Source organism: Cyanobium gracile UHCC 0139 (assembly GCF_034931325.1).
Classification (GTDB): Bacteria; Cyanobacteriota; Cyanobacteriia; order PCC-6307; family Cyanobiaceae; genus Cyanobium; species Cyanobium gracile_B.
In genome coordinates this window covers 152,103-168,748 of the sequence record NZ_JAYGHX010000001.1, presented here as the reverse complement: position 1 = coordinate 168,748, position 16,646 = coordinate 152,103, and the positions used below count along the sequence as shown (strand labels likewise).

Below are 16,646 nucleotides of genomic sequence, written 5' to 3'. Positions count from 1 at the left end.
TGGCCGTTTCGCACAATCGCCGATACCATTCAGCCGATTCGGAGATCAACAGAACGTGGCAAAACGTCAGTGGCGGCGCGTTCTCTCTGCTTCTCTCGGCGTGGTGATCCTGCAGGGCACGGGTGTGTCCAGCGCGCAGGCCGCCATCGGCCCCTCCCCGGCAGGGGGTGCGTCTGGCCCCCGGCGCTCGGACATCGCCCAGGCGGGCGGCACCCTCGACATCAAGCTCCGGCGCCTGCCGGATTCCGTTGAGGTGATGATCGAGGGGACCGGCCCTTCACCCGTCCTCCAGCAGACCACCCAGGGAGCCGTCTGGCTGGGCCGGCTGCAGACGGCCCAGCCCATGGCCCTGCGCCGCGGCCCGGTGCAGCTCTCCCTCCCCGAGGCGGGGCTGCAGAGCATCAGCTTTGAGGGTTCCGGCAACCTCTTCGAGCTGAGGGTGTCCCCCACCCCCGGATTCCCCGTGGGCCGGCCCGTGGTGAGCGCCGACGGCCGCAGCCTGATCCTGACGTTCAATGCCCCGGCTCTGAACACCCTCCAGACCCTGACCCCCAACGTCACCACACCGGGACGGGTGCCCCAGCCAGGCTTCATCCCGCCCCTCCAGCCGCGCGCGGTGGCCCCGCCGCTGGGGGACATGGCCGTGGGGACCATGACCATCAGCAACCCCAGCTACGTCAATGTCAGCGGGCCGCCGGTGACGATGACGCTCCGCAATGCCCCGGCGAAGGATGTGCTGATGGCGCTGAGCCAGCTCGGCGGTTATGGGTTCGTCTACGTGGGCGATTCCCCCGCGGCGGGTTCCACTCCGGCTCCGACGCCTGCCGGCACGCCGGCGGACATGCGCCCCATCTCGATCTCCTTCCGCCGTGAGAACTACGGCCGGGCGATCAACTCCGCCCTTCTGGCGGCGGGGCTGCAGGGCAAGCGTGACGGCAACACGATCTTCGCCGGCCCCAATGTGCTGGCCAAGAGCTTCGGCGCCCAGCTCTCCAAGGTGTACCGCCTGAACCAGGTACCCGCCAACTCCGCCGCCGACTACCTGGCCAACCTCGGGGCCCAGGTCACCAAGACCAACACGATCACCACGGCGGTGTCCGAGGGCGTCGCCGCCACCGCCGCGCCCGCCGGCAGCCCCACGGCCTCCACCACCACAGCCAGCACCACCACCACGGTGGAGTCCTTCGGGGCCACCAACGGCCCCCTCATCGGCCTGCGGGCCACCACCGACACGCGCCTCGGCACCATCACCCTGGTGGGCGCCCCACGCCTGGTGAGCATCGCCGAGCAGTACCTCAAACAGCTCGATCTGCGCCAGCGCCAGGTGGCACTGTCGGTGAAGATCCTGGATGTGAACCTTCAGAATGACACTGATCTCAATAACAGTTTCGCCTTCCGCTGGGGCAACAACTTTATCGTCAACGATAACGGCACTCTGGCAGCCAATTTCGGTGGTGTTCTTGGTGGATCTTCCTTCCAGAGAACCCTGGATGCGCCACTTCTTCCTGGGCAGCCGCTTGCGGGCTTCGTCGGACAAACCAATCCCGGCGCCGCCGTGGGGGCGACAGGACAGCCGCTCTACCCCAACAACAACTTCTTCGATTTCTTCCAGGCACGCATCCTTGCCGACAACTCCAAGGTGCTGGCCAACCCCACCTTGATCCTTCAGGAGGATCCTTCCGTCCTGAGGGATGATGCCACTGGTGGCGCCTCCGGCGGTGGTGGCGACACGGCCGGATCCAGTCTCTTCTCCTCGTCCTTCGACAACATCGACGCTCCGATCGGCCGTAAGCGGGGTAACGAAGGCGTTGTGAGGGTGGGGATCAATGTGCCCACCAACGTCACCTCCAACGTCACGGGAACATCTGCCACGGTCAGCTGCACCATCAGCGAGCTCTCCACGGCGGGTCTTGTCCTGGGTGCACGCGTCCAGAAGATCGACGACAACGGATTCGTCACCTTCTCCCTATCCCCAAGCATCTCCGCTGTGGAGCGGGAAGTCAGCGCCGGAAATCAATGCCCACCCATCAGCATCCTGCGGATTCGTCGACTGGATACGGGGGTGGTGCGCGTCCGCGATGGCCAGACCCTCATCCTCACGGGAGTGATCTCCGATTTCGATCGGGCCCTGGTGTCGAAATGGCCCATCCTTGGCGACATCCCCATCATCGGCCAGTTCTTCCGCGCCTCCTCGAACAATCGCGAGAAGAGGGAGCTGGTGATCATGGTGACGCCGCGGATCATCAATGACACCGAGGGGGGCACCTTCGGCTATGGCTATCAGCCCTCCACTCCCGCTTCCCGTGCCTTCCTCGGCGGCGAGCCCCAGCCGTCCATGACCCCCTGATCGGGGACGCCCCCTGATTCAGAAGGCCAGGGGCAGCAGGAACTTCATCGCCAGCGGGGCCACGGCCGAGGCGAAGGAGGCGGCGCCGGAGAGCATCTGGCCGCCCATCCCGCTGCCCTGGTTGGCCTTCTTGCCGGGTTTGAGCAGGGCGGTGGCCACCTCGGTGAGCTGCTTGGCCTGGGCCTCCTCGCCGGCCTGGCCATAGAGGACGGCGGCGTAGTTCAGGTCCGCGGCCGCCAGGTCGGTCTTGCCCTGTTCGGTGCGGCTCAGTCCCCGGGCCACCCAGCTGATCGCCGCGTCCGGCTGTAGCCGGATCGCCTCGGAGAACAGCTGCTCCGCCTGGGGATGGCGGCCCTCCAGGGCGGCGGTGACCCCGGCGTTGTGCAGCTCCGGGTAGCTCAACACCGTGGGGGCCACGCCCCTGGCGTCCTGCCAATGGCTGCGGGCGAGCCCGCCGGGATCGATCTGGGCGCCGCTGAGATCGCTTTGGCGCAGGTCGGTGCCCTCCAGATTGGCCCCGCGCAGATCCGCCCCCCGCAGAGAGGCCCCCTGAAGACTGGTGAAGCGGAGGTCCGCCCCTTGGAGGTTGGCCCCATCCAGCCGGGCCTGGCCCAGGTTGGCGCGCTGGAGTTTGGCGCTGCGTAGGTCCGCGTCGCGCAGGTCGGCGTGGACCAGGTCGGCATCCTGCAGCTTGCAGCGGGGGCAGTCGCGCTGACTCAGCAGCCGCATCAGATCGGCGTCACTCCCCGCCCACCCAGGACCGGCCAGCAGCAGCACCAGCAGCGCCGGGCCGTTGAACAGCAGCCCCCTCAAGGCCTGGCGGGCGGACCCTTGGCCTGACCCTTGGAGCGTGGTCATGGTCGCCTGTTCAGGGGTGGTTCCGTTGTACCGCTTCCGCCGGGCGGTTGCCGGTCCGCAGGGAACGGCGCAGCACCCGTCCCAGCCGCTGGGCCTGCCGTCGTCCCGTTCGGCTGGGGGCGCTGGCGAAGCGCTGCTGCTGGTAGCTCGCCACGAAGGCCTCCAGGGGATCGGCCAGGGACGGCCAGCGCTGGCTCAGGCGGCGTGCGAAGCCGCCCAGGGTTTCCCCCGCCGCCGGTGCCATCCCCTGCCGGGCGAAGGCCCGCAGGGTGCGCTCCAGCTCCAGGCGCAGGGGATCGCCGCGGTGGCGCCGGCCCAGCCAGCCGAGGCTCCCCAGGCCGGCGACCAGACTGACGGCCACCGCCAGCAGCACCACCACCCCCAGCAGGTGGCGCTGCTCGCCCAGCAGCCGCTCCACCAGGGCCTGCTGCTGCTCGCCGTCGTACCCCAGCCACCAGCGGGCCCAGGCGATGTCGAGGCCCCACCACTGCTGCTGGACCCAGTCCAGCGGTCCGCCGCCGGCCCGGCTCACGCTGCCCGCTGCCCCTGAGCGCGCCAGGGGATCCCCCGCCGCCCAGGCGGTGGGATCGACGCGCCGCCAGCCTTCGCCGGCCAGCCACACCTCGCTCCAGGCGTGGGCATCCGCCTGGCGCAGGTCCACGTAGCCGGTGCCGCCCACCGGCTGCACCCACTGGCCGCCGCGGTAGCCGCTCACCACCCGCGCCGGCACCCCCGCCGCCCGCATCAGCGTGGTGAAGGCGCTGGCGTAGTGGCCGCAGAACCCCAGCCGGCTCTCGAACAGGAAGTGGTCGAGGGGGGCCTGGCGGGGCAGGGCCCCGGGCTCGAGGGTGTAGCGGAAGGGCTGGGCGCGGAACCAGCCGCTGGCGGCCTCCAGCCGCTCCCGGTCGCTGCTCAGGCGCCGCCAGCCGGCGGCCAGGGCCTCCAGCCGCGGGTTCTCGCCCACCGGCAGCAGCAGGTCGACGGGGCCAGGCGGCGCAGTGCGCCAGCCGGGCTGGTCCGCTGTCCTGGTCAGGGCATAGACGCGGCGCTGGCTGCCCGGGGCCCGGTTCAGCAGTTCACCGCTGCCCTGCAGGCTGAGGTCGGCGGACAGGGGCCGGCCGGAGCCGCTCCAGGGCACCGCCGCCAGGCCGCTGGGCTCGATCAGCCAGAGCTGGATCCCCTCCCCCGGGGCGGCGGGGGACGGCGGCGGGCTCGGCTGGCCGGCCGCCGGTCGGGGGAAGGATGGTGCGGCGCTGCGCCAGCTGCGGCCGTCGAAGCGTTCATGCACCAGCACCCGCCAGTAGCGCTGCTCCAGGGGCGGGGGCTCGCCGCCGAGGGGGAAGGCGACGCGGGCGGCGGCCTGGCGGCTGACGGCGAGCCTGGCGATCGAGCCCGGCTCCATGCTGTCGCTCAGGCCGGTCATCGCCCCCATGCCCTGGCCCGTGCCGAAGTTCGTGAACGGCATCAGGCGGGGCAGCAGCAGGAACAGCACCAGGGCGATGGGCAGGGCCGCCAGCAGCACCTGCAGACTGCGGCGCAGCAGCGCCGTCCAGTCGGGCCCGGACCCCAGTTCCAGGGCCAGCAGCCCGGCCAGGGCCATCAGGATGGCCAGGCCCTGCAGCAGGCTCGGGGCCAGCTCGGGGCGCAGGGCCGCCAGCAGGCCGGCGCAGACCAGCTGCAGCAGGGCCACCACCCGCCGTTCCTCGAGGCTGCGGGCCTCGCGCAGCTTCAGGGCCGTCAGCACGGCCAGGCCGAAGGCCAGCAGGCTCAGGGACAGGGCGGGCGACAGGCCCAGCAGACCCACGGCCAGCAACCCCATGGTGAGCCACTGCAGGGGGGCCGCGGCGCGGCTCATCGGCAGCAGGCCAGGGCCGTCAGGCACTGGTCCCGGTGGAGCATCCCCCGGCCGGGCGCAATGCTCTGGCCGTTCAGCTCCAGGCCGTAGCTGAGGCCCCGGCCATGCCAGCTCCAGATGCGCTCACTCAGGTGTTCGAGTGCCGCCTCCAGGGGCACGCCTGGTTCCGGGGCCAGCAGGGGGGCCGCTTCGGGGCGGTCCAGGAAGCGCTTGGCGTACTCGCCCCGCCCCTGGGCCAGCAGCTTCCAGGCCAGCCGGCTGGGGCTGTCCTGGGGGCGATGGGGGGCCAGGTCCCGCCAGTCGTCGGTGCCGTCCTGGCGGCTGGCCAGGGCCGGTTCGCCGACCAGCGGTGCCGAGCCGGCGGCCAGCAGCCGCACCGGTCCGGCCCGCCGGGCCGGGTAGATGAGCTGCGCCGTCTCCGGATGCCAGCGCGACCAGCAGCAGAACAGCCCCAGGGGCGCCGTCGTCTGGATCCGCAGCAGCCCGGGCCGCTGCCAGCCGCGGGCCGGCGGGGTCCAGGCCACGGCCAGCTCATGCTCCCCCGCCGCCAGCGACAGGGCCGGGCCCGGGGCGTCCGCCCCCAGCCGCAGGCGCACCCCCTCGCTGCGGCCCGGGCAGCGCAGCCGGATCGGATAGGGGACCGGTTCGCCGGCGAAGCCAGGCGCCGGTGCGCCGCAGGTCAGCTCCACCCCCTGCAGGTTGAAGTGGGTGAGGTGCAGGGTGAGCAGGAACAGGCTCAGCATCAGGAAGCTGAGCAGCAGCGTGCCGTTGCTCTGCATCTGGATCCCCACCACCTGCAGCAGCACCGTGCCCGCCAGCCAAAGCCAGCCGAACCGCGTCGGCAGGATGTAGAGGTTGCGCATCCGCAGGCGCACCCGCTCCCCCTGCTGGGGCCTACCGAAGTCCATCGACGCCTTCCTGGAGCCGCTGACTCAGCTCCCCATCGCTGCCAACGCGCTGGCCGCCATCCATGCGGTGCTCGCACACGGCCGCCAGCACCGCCTGCACGTCGTCGGGAATCACATGGTCGCGGCCCTCCAGCAGCGACCAGGCGCGGGCGGCGGCCACCAGGGCCAGGCCGGCCCGGGGCGAGAGGGGATGGGCCTGGGTGGGCTGGCGGCGGCTGCGCTCCAGCAGGTCGAGCACGTAGTCGAGCAGGGCGGGGCTGCAGTGCTGCCGGTCGGCGCGGTCCTGCAGCGCCAGCAGGTCCTCCGGGCCGAAGGCGCGGCTGAGGCCGTCGGGCCGCAGGCCCTCGCCCAGCAGCAGGGCCCGCTCCGCCTGGCGGGGGGGGTAGCCGAGGCTGAGGCGCATCAGAAACCGGTCGAGCTGGGATTCCGGCAGGGCCGAGGTGCCTCCTTGATCCAGGCCGTTCTGGGTGGCGATCACCAGGAACGGCCGGGGCAGGGGATGGCTGGTGCCGTCCACGCTCACCCGGCCGGCGGCCATCGCCTCCAGCAGGGCGCTCTGGGTGCGGGGGCTGGCCCGGTTGATCTCGTCGGCCAGCAGCACCTGGCTGAACAGCGGACCGGGCTGGAAGCGGAAGCTGGCGGCGGCGGGGTCGAACACGTTCAGGCCCGTCAGATCCGCCGGCAGCAGGTCGCTGGTGAAGCTCACCCGCTTGAAGCCGAGCCCGAAGCTGCGGGCCAGGGCTTCGGCCAGGGTGGTCTTGCCCATGCCGGGCAGGTCCTCGATCAGCAGGTGGCCGCGGGCCAGCAGGCAGGCCAGGGCGAGTCGCACCTGATGCTCCTTGCCCAGCAGCACCTCGCCGATCGCGCTGATGACCGGCTGGAGGGGGGACGAAGGCACGGGGGAGGGCAGCGCACCGGTGGTCCACCCATTGCAGCAGCCCGGCCACGTTTCCGTGTTACAACCGCCTTAATGTTCGCTGGAGCCGGTGCCAGCCCTCCACCCGGCGAAGGGGACGCCTGAACCGCCGGATCTCCATGGCGGCAACCTGCAGGCGGCTGCCCGACGGCTCGGCTGCCGCCCGGAGCAGCTGCTCGATGCCAGCGCCTCCCTGGTGCCCTTCGGGCCGCCGCCCCGGCTGCGGCGCCTTCTGATCCGGGCCCTTGGCAGCGATCTGCGCGACTATCCCGACCGGGGCTACACCGCCCTGGGCGACGCCATCGCCGCCTGGCATGGCCTGGATCCCGCCCGGGTCCTGCCCGGCAACGGGGCCGCCGAGCTGTTCACCTGGGCGGCCCGGGACGCGGCGGCCGGCGGCCTGAGCCTGCTGCCGGCCCCGGGCTTCGCCGACTACCGCCGGGCCCTGGGTTGCTGGGGCGGTGCCTGGCGTCCCCTGCCGCTGCCGCTCGACTGGTCCGAGGCTGGACCGGGCCCCTGGCCCCTGGCCGCGGCGGCCGCCGCCGTCGCCGGGTCCGGTCCGGCCGTGCTGTGGCTCACCAATCCCCACAACCCCACCGGTCAGCTCTGGAGTCGGCGATCGCTGGAGCCCCTGCTGGAGCGGTTCGCCCTGGTGATCGTGGACGAGGCGTTCCTGCCGCTGGTGCCCGATGGCGAGGAGCAGTCGCTGGTGCCGCTGCTGGCGGCCCACCCCCAGCTGGTGGTGATCCGCAGCCTCACCAAGCTGTTTTCGATCGCCGGGCTGCGGCTCGGCTATGCCCTGGGCGCGCCCGGGCGACTGGCCCGCTGGGCCAGCTGGCGCGACCCCTGGCCCGTCAACGGGCTGGCGGCGGCGGCGGGCCGGTTCCTGCTGGCCGATCAGGCTGGCCTGCGGCGTTGGCAGGGGCGGGTGCAGGGCTGGGTGGCCGGGGAGGGGGCCTGGCTGGCCGCCCGTCTGGCGGCGGTGCCTGGACTGGAGCCCCTGCCCTCGGCCGCCAATTACCTGCTGGTGCGCAGTCGCCCAGCGGCCACCTCGCTCCAGCCGCTGCGGTTGGCGCTGGAGCGCCGGCACCGGATCCTGGTGCGCGACTGCCGCTCCTTCGAGGGTCTCGGCGACGACTGGCTGCGGATCGCGGTCCAGGACAGGGCTGGCAACCGGCGCCTGCTGGCGGCCCTGGCGCAGATCAGCCGCGGCCGATGAGCTGCTCCAGCAGCTGCACCAACCGGCGGTCGGCGTCCCGCACGGCCAGGGTGCCCATGCCGTCGCCCATCGCCACCAGGGGGTCGGCGGCGGCGGCGCTGCTCCGCAGGCGGGGACCGAGCAGCCGCCAGACGGCCCGCTCCAGGGCGGGCTCGCCGGGGTCGTGCTGCCAGACGATCACCGCGGCGCCCACGGCGGCGGCGGCGGCGGCGTTGGCGTCCTGATGGCGGTCGGCGGCCGCCGGAAAGGGCACAAGGATCGCCGGGGTGCCGCAGACCGCCAGTTCGCTGAGGCTGCCGGCGCCGGCGCGGCTGATGGCCAGGTCGCAGTGCTGCAGCAGGCCCGGCAGCTCATCGCTGAAGGCCTGCTCGACCACCCCGTCGAGGCGCAGCTGGCCGGCGTCCGGATCCTGGCTGCCGGTGAGGTGCACGACGCGGCAGCCGTTGGCCGCCAGCCGCCGCAGCAGGGGCCGCACCATGCGGTTGAGGCGCAGGGCCCCCTGGCTGCCCCCCATCACCAGCAGCAGGGGGCCGGCGCCCCGGGGCGCCCACGCCGGCAGGGCTGCGGGGATGAGGAACGCCCGCCGCACCGGTGTGCCGCAGACAAGGGGACGGCAGCGGGGCAGCCGTTCGACCGCCTGGGGCAGGCCCACCGCCACCCGCGTGCACAGGGGCCCCAGCAGCCGGGTCACGCGGCCCGGGATGGCGTTGCTCTCGTGCAGCACCACCGGCACCCCGCACCAGCGGGCGGCGAGGATCGCCGGCGCGGCGATGTACCCGCCGCTGCTGAACACCGCGCTCACGCCCTCACGCCGGATCAGGCGCCGCACCGGCAGCACGGCCAGCAGCAGTTGGAGCAGGTTCCAGAGCTTCCGCAGTCCTCTTCCCTGCAGCCCGCCGGCCCGCACCGTGTGCAGGGGGTAGCGGCTGGGCACCAGCTCGGTCTCCAGCCGGTCCGGCACCCCCAGCCAGTGCACCTGCCAGTCGTCCGGCAGGGCTTCGGCCACCGCCAGGGCCGGGAACAGGTGGCCACCCGTGCCGCTGGCGGCGATCAGCAGGGTCGGCATGGGCGGGTGGGACGAGCGCGCCTAACTTAAAAGCCGACTCCGGTCCGCCCACCGCCGCCCCGGATCCCTCCCTCTCCATGGCTCCGTCCTGCCCACTGCCCGCCCCCCTGTCTCCGGTCCGGACGCCGCAACGGCTCGGTTCCTGCCTGGCGGCTCTGGCGGTGGCGGCGGGGGCCGGCCTGGCCCCCGCCCTGGCGGCCCCCCCGTCGGCGGCCCAGCTGCAGGCCCTCGAGAGCGCCCTGAACAGCAGCTCCGACACGGCCCTGGCGGGTCTGCTGCAGGCCGGCCCCGGCCTGGATCCGGCCCAGCTGGAGAACCGTCGCCGCCTGCTGCGCCAGCAGTTCCCCGATGCCCGCTGGCAGCTGAGCTCCGGCACCCAGCTGCGGGACGGCCAGCCGACGGTCACCCTGCGGGTGGAGGGCACCCGGCGCCAGGGCGGCACCACCTACCGGCTGGAGGCGGAGCAGCTGCTTGCCCTGCAGAGTGATGGCACCCGCATCAACGGCCAGACGGTGCTGCGGGAGAAGTCCCTGCTGCGCAGTGGGGAGAAGCCCCTGCCCGTGAGCCTGCTGATCCCCGATGCCGTGCTGACCGGCCAGCGCTACGACGTCGATGTGATCTTCGACGAACCACTCGACGGGGCCCTCGCCGCGGGCGGCATCGCGGCCATCACCCCCCAGCAGCAGGCGGCGATGGCCAGCCCCAGCCTGGAACTGGGCGCCCTCGGCGGTGGCGGCCTGTTCAAGATCGTCCAGGCCCCCCTGTCCCCCGGCTCCCAGACGTGGGCGGTGCTGCTGGTCCATCCCGATGGCATCGTGAGCGCCACCAAACGGGTGCGGGTCGTCGCCGACCGCAAATCGCTCGAGCCCTGAGCCATGGGCCGACCGCATCGGATCTGGGTGGTGGATGACGATCCGGAGCTGCGCCAGCTCCTGTCCACCTACCTCGCTGAGCAGGGCTACGAGGTCCGCTGCATGGGGGATGGCGCCCAGCTGATGGCCCGGCTTGAGGGCCAGCGTCCCGACCTGCTGGTGCTCGACCTGATGCTCCCCGGCGACGACGGCCTCACCCTGCTGCGGCGGCTGCGGGACGGGGCCGACGACCTGCCGGTGCTGATGCTGACGGCCCGGGCCGATGCGGTGGATCGCATCATCGGCCTGGAGCAGGGGGCCGACGACTACCTGGCCAAACCCTTCCTGCCCCGAGAGCTGACCGCCCGCATCGAGGCCGTCCTGCGTCGCCGCGGCACCCTGCCCGGTGGTTTGCCCCAGCCTGACGGGGCCCGGATCGCCTTCGGCGACCTGGAGGTGGACCTGGCGGCCCGCACCCTGGAGCGCTACGGGGAGGCCCTCACCATCACCGGCGGCGAATTTGCCCTGCTGGCGGCCTTCGTCCAGCACCCCCATCGGCCCCTGTCGCGGGAGCGCCTGATCGAACTGGCCCGGGGACCGGGCAGCGACACCGACAGCCGCAGCATGGACGTGCAGGTGTCACGGCTGCGACGGCTGATCGAACCGGAACCGGCCCGGCCCCGCTACGTCCAGACCGTCTGGGGCTACGGCTACGTGTTCGTTCCCGATGGCAAGCCCCGTCAGTCCTGAACGGGGCCGTCGGCCGTCGTTCCGGCGCACCCTGGGGTATCTGCTGGCGGGCACCGGTGCCACCGCCTTCTGCCTGTTGCTGCTGCAGTTGCTGCTGGGTCGCCGTCTGGCCCAGCAGCAACTGGTCCAGACCGGCTCGGAGGTGGCGGCGAACGTGGTGCTGGGGGAGGTGGCCCTTGAGCGCTTCAGCCCCGAGGTGCTCGGCCAGATCAGCGGCATGGAGCTGGTGGTGGGCCAGCTCCCGGAGCCGGGGGTGACGGTGGCCGAGGCCGGCCAGGGAGACCGGCGGTTGCTCTGGCAGACCCAACGGATGCAGGCGGAACTCTGCCGCCGCCTGGGGCGCTGCCCGGGGGTGCTGCCGGCCTCCTCGCCGCGGCGGGGGGTGTGGGTGGAGATGGCCTCCCCCCTGGAGCGGGTGTGGCTGTTCGTCTCCCTGCCCTCCCCCCGCGGTTGGCCGCCCGATCCCCTGCTGCTGACCCTGTCCATCGGCCTGGGGGCCCTCGGGGCGCTGCTGCTCTACCTCACCCTGGAGATCCAGCGGCCCCTCACCCACCTGCAGGAGGCCCTGGCCGACGTGGGTCTCGAGGCCCTGCCCAAGGCCCTGCCGGACCAGGGGGCCCCGGCGGTGCGCCAGCTGATGGCTCGCTTCAACGCCATGCTGCTGCGGTTGGAAGACGCCGGCCGGGAGCGCACCACAATGCTGGCCGGCATCGCCCACGATCTGCGCAGCCCCCTTACCCGGCTGCGCCTGCGCCTCACCCTCGCCGCCGACGGGCCGATGGCGCCGGAGGAGCTGGAGCGGGCCCAGGCTGACATCCGCTCGATTGAGCGGATCACGCGCCAGTTCATGATCTTCGCCGGCGCCGAAGCCGACGAGACCCCGGTGCTCGTGCCCCTTGATGCCCTGGTGGCGGAGGCGGCGGCGGCGGTGGGGGAGGTGCCCCTGGAGCTGGATCTGGAACCGCTGGTTCGGCGGGTTCGCCCGATCGCCGTGGCGCGGGCGGTGGGCAACCTGCTTGACAACGCCCTCACCTACGGCCGGCCGCCTCTGCGGTTGGTGCTGCGGCCCCTGGGGCTGGGGGAAGGGGAGGGGCGCCCCCCGGGGGAGGCCGCCGCGGTGGAGAGCGGCTTCGAGATCCAGGTCTGGGATTGCGGCGAGGGCATCGACCCCCAGCTGTGGCACAAGGCGATGACCCCGTTCCAGCGGCTCGACCGGGCCCGCGGCGGCGAAGGGCACTGCGGCCTCGGCCTGGCCATCGCCGCCAAGGTGGCCCGTGACCACGGCGGTGACCTGCGCCGGCTGGAGGCCGCCGCGGCCGCCGAGCCGCCGCCGGGACGTTTCGCCGTGGTGCTGCGGGCCTGGCCCCTTGCCGGTGGGTGAGGAGGCTTCAGTCGCATCCGGTCACAACTGGCCGGTGGCCAGTCTGATCGCCGTCACACCTGCCGGTCACCATGGGTTTGTTCATGAAAAGTCCTTCCATGCCCTCCCCCCTCCTTCAGCCCCTCCGCGTCGCCGTGCTGGCGATGGTCCTGGGCTCCACCGGTGTCGCCATGGCCCAGAGCGGCCCCACCCCGGCCGTCCGCCCGACGCCGGCCCAGATGCAGAAGATCTTCCCCGAGCGGAAGCGACTGGCCCTCACCGACCAGCAGGCCCGCATCGCCATCCTTCAGCGGGGTGAGCGCTGCCTGTCGGCCGCCGGCAGCAGCGAGGCCCTGCGCACCTGCATGAAGGAGCAACGCAGTGCCAGCCAGCGCCAGCGGGAGCAGCATCGGGCCGCCATGAAGGCCCTGTTCGAACGTAACGGCATCCCCCTGCCCCAGTGGGGCAAGGGAGAGCGCAAAGGGGGCTGGGGGGAGGGGCGCCGTCCAGGCCCCGGCAGCATCTGAGGCCGGGGTCGGCCCGGCGCTGAAGACGGGGCCTCAGGCCTCGTCGAGGGCGGCTACGCCGGGGAGCACCTTGCCCTCGAGCAGCTCCAGGCTGGCGCCGCCACCGGTGGAGATGTGACTCATCTTCTCGGCCACGCCCACCTTCTCCACCGCGGCCACGGAGTCACCGCCGCCGATGATCGTGCAGCAGCCCTTGGCGCTCAGGTCGGCCAGGGTGTGGGCGATGGCGTTGGTGCCGGCGGCGAAGGCGTCGAACTCGAACACGCCCATGGGGCCGTTCCAGATCACGGTCTGGCAGTCGGCCAGGGCGTCCTGGAAGGCCTTGACCGAATCGGGACCGATGTCGAGGCCCATCCAGCCATCGGGGATGGCGTCGATCGGGGTGGTCTGGCTGTTGGCGTCGGGGGCGAAGTTGTCGGCCAGCACCACGTCGGTGGGCAGCAGCAGCTGGACACCCTTGGCGGCCGCCTTAGCTTCCAGCTCCTTGGCCAGCTCCAACTTGTCCTCCTCCACCAGGCTCTTGCCCACCGCCAGGCCGCGCGCCTTGTAGAAGGTGAAGATCATGCCGCCGCCGATCAGCACCTTGTCGCACTTGTCGATCAGCGACTCGAGCACGCCGATCTTGCTGCTCACCTTGGAGCCGCCCACGATGGCGGCCAGGGGACGCTTGGGCTCATCGATGGCGCCCTGCAGGTACTGGAGTTCCTTCTCCATCAGGAAACCGGCCACGCTGGGGCTCAGATACTTCGTCACGCCCTCGGTGGAGGCGTGGGCCCGGTGGGCGGCGCCGAAGGCGTCGTTCACATAGACGTCGGCCAGGGCCGCCAGCTTCTCGGCGAAGCCGGCGTCGTTCTTCTCCTCCTCGGCGAAGAAGCGCACGTTCTCCAGCAGCACCACATCGCCGTCGGCCATGGCGGCCACCTTGGCCTCGGCATCGGGGCCGATGCAGCTGTCGGTCTTGGTCACGGGCTTGCCCAGCAGTTCGCTGAGGCGGGCCGCCACCGGGGTGAGGCGCATGGCCTCGTTCACCTGGCCCTTGGGCCGGCCGAAGTGGGCGGCCAGCAGCACCCGGGCGCCGTGGTCGATCAGGTGGCGGACGGTGGGCAGGGCGGCCCGGATGCGGGTGTCGTCCGTGATCGCCCCGGCATCGTCCAGGGGCACGTTGAAGTCGACCCGAACCAGCACCCGCTTGCCGCGGAGATCGTCGGCGCTGAGGCTGGAGAGGGATCGCTTCGCCATGATTACGGATAAGGAAAGGCGGGGGGAGATTAGCCTCCGGCGCCTCCCGCTCCGCCGCCGCCGCGATTCGGTTCTTCCCACCCCCACTCCCTGGCGGCCGCAACGGTCGGCGCTAGGACAAGAGGGCCGGGCCTTCCGCCATGTTCGACACCGTCCTGTTCCCCATCGACCAGAGCCGCCAGACGATGGAAACGGCGGCCGTCGCCCTGCAGCTCGCCCAGCGCCATGGCAGCCGCGTCGTGCTGCTGTCGGTGGTGGAGGCGGAGGAGGGGGTGATGCACGATCCCGCCGATGTGGCCCGCCTGCTGGAGCAGGCCCGCGCCAGCTTCACCGGCGCCGGTGTGGCCTGCGAGGTGCTGGAGCGGGAGGGAAAGCCGGCCTTCGTCATCGGCGATGTGGCCGATGAGATCAATGCCGATGTGATCGTCATGGGCACCCGCGGCATCACCCTCGAAGGCGATCACCAGAGCACCGCCGCCCGGGTGCTGCAGCTGGCGCCCTGTCCGGTGCTGGTGGTGCCCTGATGCCGGACGTCGGCGACACGGTCCGCCTGAGTACCGCCGCCCCACCGATCCAGTGGTACCCGGGCCACATCGCCAAGGCGGAGAAGGCCCTCAGCGCCAACCTGAAGAAGGTGGACCTGGTGATCGAGGTACGCGATGCCCGCATCCCCCTGGCCACCGGGCACCCTCGGCTGCAGCGCTGGATCCGGGGCAAGCAGCATCTGCTGGTGATCAACCGCCGTGACATGGTCAGTCCCGCCGCCCGCCTGGCCTGGGATGGCTGGTTCCGCCAGCGGGGCGAGGTGCCCTGGTGGTGTGACGCCAAGGTCGGCACCGGCGTCAAGCAATTGCAGCAGGCGGCGATCCGGGCCGGTGAGACCCTCAACGCCCGCCGGGCTGGCCGGGGCATGAAGCCGCGCCCCGTGCGGGCCCTGATGCTCGGCTTCCCCAATGTGGGCAAGTCGGCGTTGATCAACCGGCTGGTGCGCCAGAAGGTGGTGGAGAGCGCCCGCCGCGCCGGGGTCACCCGCAGCCTGCGCTGGGTGCGGCTGGGTCAGGACCTCGACCTGCTCGACGCCCCCGGCGTGCTGCCCCCCCGCCTCGATGACCAGCTGGCCGGGCTGCGGCTCGCCCTCTGCGACGACATCGGCCAGGCCTCCTATGACGGCGAGGCGGTGGCCCAGGCTTTCCTGCGCCTGCTGGCGCAGCTGGAGCCGGTGGCGGCGGCCGGGGTGGCGCCCGGACTGCTGGAGCGGCGCTACGGGGTGACGGTGCCGCCGTTGCCCGGAGCGGATCCCGAGCGACCGATCCCCGATGCCGAAGCCTGGCTCGCGACGGCGGCGGCCCGCCACACCAGTGGCGACACCCCTCGCATGGCCCAGCGGCTGCTCGATGATTTCCGCCGCTCCCTGCTGGGGCCGATCGCCCTGGAACTGCCGCCCCCCGAGCGGCCTGCCCAGGAGCCGCCCTCCAGCTGATGGGCGCGTTCGGCGAAGGCGAAGGGGAGCTGCTGACGCTCCAATACCCGAAGCCGCTGCCGATGCGGCTCGACCGCTGGCTGGTGTCCCAGCGGCCCGAGCAGAGCCGGGCCCGCATCCAGAAATTCATCGATGCGGGCTACGTGCGGGTCAACGGCGTCACGGGCCGGGCCAAGACGCCCCTGCGCACCGACGACACGGTCGAGCTGTGGATGCCGCCGCCGGAGCCCTTGCCCTACCTGGTCCCCCAGCCGATGGCGCTGGATGTGCTGTTCGAGGATGAGCATCTGATCGTGATCAACAAGCCCGCCGGGCTCACCGTCCATCCGGCCCCCGGCAACAAGGACGGCACCCTGGTGAACGGGCTGCTGCACCACTGCCCCGACCTGCCCGGCATCGGCGGCGAGATGCGGCCGGGCATCGTCCACCGCCTCGACAAGGACACCACCGGCTGCATCGTGGTCGCCAAGAGCCAGGAGGCCCTGGTGAAACTGCAGGTGCAGATCCAGAAGCGCATCGCCTCGCGGGAGTACCTGGCGGTGGTGCACGGCCGACCTGCAGCCGACAGCGGCACGATCGTGGGGGCCATCGGCCGCCATCCGGTCGATCGCAAGAAGTACGCCGTGGTGACGGACGCCACCGGGCGCCATGCCTGCACCCACTGGCGCCTGATCGAAACCCTCGGCGACTACGCCCTGCTGCGCTTCAAGCTCGACACGGGCCGCACCCACCAGATCCGGGTCCACTGCGCCCACACGGGCCACCCGATCGTGGGGGATGCCACCTACGGCCGCTGCCGCCGGCTGCCGGTGGCGCTGAGCGGCCAGGCCCTGCACGCAGTGCGGCTGGCCCTCGATCACCCGATCAGCGGCGAGCGGCTGGTGTGCGAGGCCCCCCTGCCGGAGGTGTTCGAGACGCTGCTGCTGGCCCTGCGGCGGCGGTCGTCCTGAGGGCGTTGCTGCGGCAGACTTGAAACCCTGGATCCCGGTGTCATGGCCCCGCCGCCGCGACGGCTGTTCGTCGACCAGTTCTTCGTCGGCTGGGTGTATGGCCCCTGGGTGGTGGCCGGCCTGCTGGTGATCCTGGCGCTGCGGCTCCTGCTGGCGGAGGATTTCAACCTGCACAGCCACGCCTGGGGGCTGTTCGGTAACGCTGCGATCTGCTTCTCGATCGGCTGCGTCTGCAAGCTCTCCTGGGCCATGGCGCGGGTCGGTGCCGTGCGCCACCTGGAGCAGCAGCTGCGCCGGGAGCTGGGCCTGCGCTGATGGCG

At 72.2% G+C, this 16,646-nt stretch carries 16 protein-coding genes; 10 read left to right on the top strand and 6 right to left on the bottom strand.

Going from position 1 to position 16,646, the window contains the following annotated elements; genetic code table 11:
- Window positions 1-55 precede the first annotated feature (55 nt).
- The gene (locus tag VB738_RS00840; protein ID WP_323303929.1) at window positions 56-2,347 is read left to right on the top strand and encodes a hypothetical protein; all 2,292 of its coding nucleotides are present in this window, start codon (window positions 56-58) and stop codon (window positions 2,345-2,347) included.
- A gap of 18 nt (window positions 2,348-2,365) precedes the next feature.
- Here the strand turns inward: VB738_RS00840 and VB738_RS00835 are convergent, their stop codons facing one another.
- From VB738_RS00835 to VB738_RS00820, 4 genes are read right to left on the bottom strand one after another with little or no spacing between them, the layout of a single operon-like run.
- Window positions 2,366-3,205, bottom strand: a complete 840-nt coding sequence (locus tag VB738_RS00835) for a pentapeptide repeat-containing protein (protein WP_323303928.1) — start codon at window positions 3,203-3,205, stop codon at window positions 2,366-2,368.
- Window positions 3,206-3,215: 10 nt separating this feature from the next.
- Window positions 3,216-5,087 (bottom strand): DUF3488 and transglutaminase-like domain-containing protein, encoded by a 1,872-nt coding sequence (locus tag VB738_RS00830; protein ID WP_323303927.1) that lies wholly within the window; start codon window positions 5,085-5,087, stop codon window positions 3,216-3,218.
- On the bottom strand, window positions 5,057-5,968 hold the full coding sequence (locus tag VB738_RS00825; protein ID WP_323303926.1) for a hypothetical protein: 912 nt from the start codon (window positions 5,966-5,968) through the stop codon (window positions 5,057-5,059). The genes VB738_RS00830 and VB738_RS00825 overlap by 31 nt, the downstream gene beginning before the upstream one ends.
- Complete coding sequence (locus tag VB738_RS00820) at window positions 5,955-6,866, bottom strand: MoxR family ATPase (protein WP_323303925.1); 912 nt, start codon at window positions 6,864-6,866, stop codon at window positions 5,955-5,957. Before VB738_RS00820 ends, VB738_RS00825 begins: the two co-directional genes overlap by 14 nt.
- Window positions 6,867-6,954: 88 nt before the next feature.
- Between VB738_RS00820 and VB738_RS00815 the strand changes: the two genes are divergently transcribed.
- Window positions 6,955-8,103, top strand: coding sequence for a threonine-phosphate decarboxylase (locus tag VB738_RS00815; RefSeq protein WP_323303924.1), 1,149 nt, complete (start codon window positions 6,955-6,957; stop codon window positions 8,101-8,103).
- On the opposite strand, the gene VB738_RS00810 is transcribed toward VB738_RS00815, so the two are convergent.
- Window positions 8,087-9,169 carry a UDP-N-acetylglucosamine--N-acetylmuramyl-(pentapeptide) pyrophosphoryl-undecaprenol N-acetylglucosamine transferase gene (locus tag VB738_RS00810; RefSeq protein WP_323303923.1) on the bottom strand — a complete coding sequence of 361 codons (1,083 nt, stop codon included), beginning with the start codon at window positions 9,167-9,169 and terminating at the stop codon, window positions 8,087-8,089. The genes VB738_RS00815 and VB738_RS00810 overlap by 17 nt on opposite strands.
- A 77-nt stretch (window positions 9,170-9,246) precedes the next feature.
- Between VB738_RS00810 and VB738_RS00805 the strand changes: the two genes are divergently transcribed.
- The 4 genes from VB738_RS00805 (at window position 9,247) to VB738_RS00790 (ending at window position 12,657) form a co-directional block, all read left to right on the top strand.
- A complete protein-coding gene (locus tag VB738_RS00805; RefSeq protein WP_323303922.1) occupies window positions 9,247-10,041 on the top strand; it encodes a hypothetical protein in 795 nt (264 codons plus the stop codon).
- Between the two features lie 3 nt (window positions 10,042-10,044).
- A complete protein-coding gene (locus tag VB738_RS00800; RefSeq protein WP_323303921.1) occupies window positions 10,045-10,770 on the top strand; it encodes a response regulator in 726 nt (241 codons plus the stop codon).
- Window positions 10,748-12,151 (top strand): ATP-binding protein, encoded by a 1,404-nt coding sequence (locus VB738_RS00795; protein WP_323303920.1) that lies wholly within the window; start codon window positions 10,748-10,750, stop codon window positions 12,149-12,151. Before VB738_RS00800 ends, VB738_RS00795 begins: the two co-directional genes overlap by 23 nt.
- Window positions 12,152-12,249: 98 nt before the next feature.
- Window positions 12,250-12,657, top strand: coding sequence for a hypothetical protein (locus VB738_RS00790; protein WP_323303919.1), 408 nt, complete (start codon window positions 12,250-12,252; stop codon window positions 12,655-12,657).
- Window positions 12,658-12,690: 33 nt separating this feature from the next.
- Here VB738_RS00790 and VB738_RS00785 read toward each other — a convergent pair whose 3' ends face one another.
- A complete protein-coding gene (locus VB738_RS00785) occupies window positions 12,691-13,896 on the bottom strand; it encodes a phosphoglycerate kinase (protein WP_323303918.1) in 1,206 nt (401 codons plus the stop codon).
- Window positions 13,897-14,036: 140 nt separating this feature from the next.
- Between VB738_RS00785 and VB738_RS00780 the strand changes: the two genes are divergently transcribed.
- Genes VB738_RS00780 through VB738_RS00765 form a run of 4 tightly spaced genes read left to right on the top strand, consistent with a single transcriptional unit; the run spans window position 14,037 to window position 16,641 of the window.
- Window positions 14,037-14,420 (top strand): universal stress protein, encoded by a 384-nt coding sequence (locus VB738_RS00780; protein ID WP_323303917.1) that lies wholly within the window; start codon window positions 14,037-14,039, stop codon window positions 14,418-14,420.
- Window positions 14,420-15,376: a ribosome biogenesis GTPase YlqF gene (gene ylqF, locus VB738_RS00775; RefSeq protein ID WP_323303916.1), complete on the top strand. Its 957-nt coding sequence runs from the start codon at window positions 14,420-14,422 to the stop codon at window positions 15,374-15,376. The genes VB738_RS00780 and ylqF overlap by 1 nt, the downstream gene beginning before the upstream one ends.
- The gene (locus VB738_RS00770; protein WP_323303915.1) at window positions 15,376-16,326 is read left to right on the top strand and encodes an RluA family pseudouridine synthase; all 951 of its coding nucleotides are present in this window, start codon (window positions 15,376-15,378) and stop codon (window positions 16,324-16,326) included. The genes ylqF and VB738_RS00770 overlap by 1 nt, the downstream gene beginning before the upstream one ends.
- Window positions 16,327-16,368: 42 nt before the next feature.
- Window positions 16,369-16,641, top strand: coding sequence for a hypothetical protein (locus VB738_RS00765; RefSeq protein ID WP_323303914.1), 273 nt, complete (start codon window positions 16,369-16,371; stop codon window positions 16,639-16,641).
- Window positions 16,642-16,646 lie beyond the last annotated feature (5 nt).

Excerpts from the sequence above, each read along its gene's own strand:
- VB738_RS00835 (WP_323303928.1), bottom strand. The coding sequence starts at position 3,205 with ATGACCACGCTCCAAGGGTCAGGCCAAGGGTCCGCCCGCCAGGCCTTG.
- VB738_RS00825 (WP_323303926.1), bottom strand. The coding sequence starts at position 5,968 with ATGGACTTCGGTAGGCCCCAGCAGGGGGAGCGGGTGCGCCTGCGGATG.
- VB738_RS00810 (WP_323303923.1), bottom strand. The coding sequence starts at position 9,169 with ATGCCGACCCTGCTGATCGCCGCCAGCGGCACGGGTGGCCACCTGTTC.
- VB738_RS00805 (WP_323303922.1), top strand. The coding sequence starts at position 9,247 with ATGGCTCCGTCCTGCCCACTGCCCGCCCCCCTGTCTCCGGTCCGGACG.
- VB738_RS00800 (WP_323303921.1), top strand. The coding sequence starts at position 10,045 with ATGGGCCGACCGCATCGGATCTGGGTGGTGGATGACGATCCGGAGCTG.
- VB738_RS00795 (WP_323303920.1), top strand. The coding sequence starts at position 10,748 with ATGGCAAGCCCCGTCAGTCCTGAACGGGGCCGTCGGCCGTCGTTCCGG.
- VB738_RS00790 (WP_323303919.1), top strand. The coding sequence starts at position 12,250 with ATGCCCTCCCCCCTCCTTCAGCCCCTCCGCGTCGCCGTGCTGGCGATG.
- VB738_RS00785 (WP_323303918.1), bottom strand. The coding sequence starts at position 13,896 with ATGGCGAAGCGATCCCTCTCCAGCCTCAGCGCCGACGATCTCCGCGGC.
- VB738_RS00780 (WP_323303917.1), top strand. The coding sequence starts at position 14,037 with ATGTTCGACACCGTCCTGTTCCCCATCGACCAGAGCCGCCAGACGATG.
- ylqF (WP_323303916.1), top strand. The coding sequence starts at position 14,420 with ATGCCGGACGTCGGCGACACGGTCCGCCTGAGTACCGCCGCCCCACCG.
- VB738_RS00770 (WP_323303915.1), top strand. The coding sequence starts at position 15,376 with ATGGGCGCGTTCGGCGAAGGCGAAGGGGAGCTGCTGACGCTCCAATAC.
- VB738_RS00765 (WP_323303914.1), top strand. The coding sequence starts at position 16,369 with ATGGCCCCGCCGCCGCGACGGCTGTTCGTCGACCAGTTCTTCGTCGGC.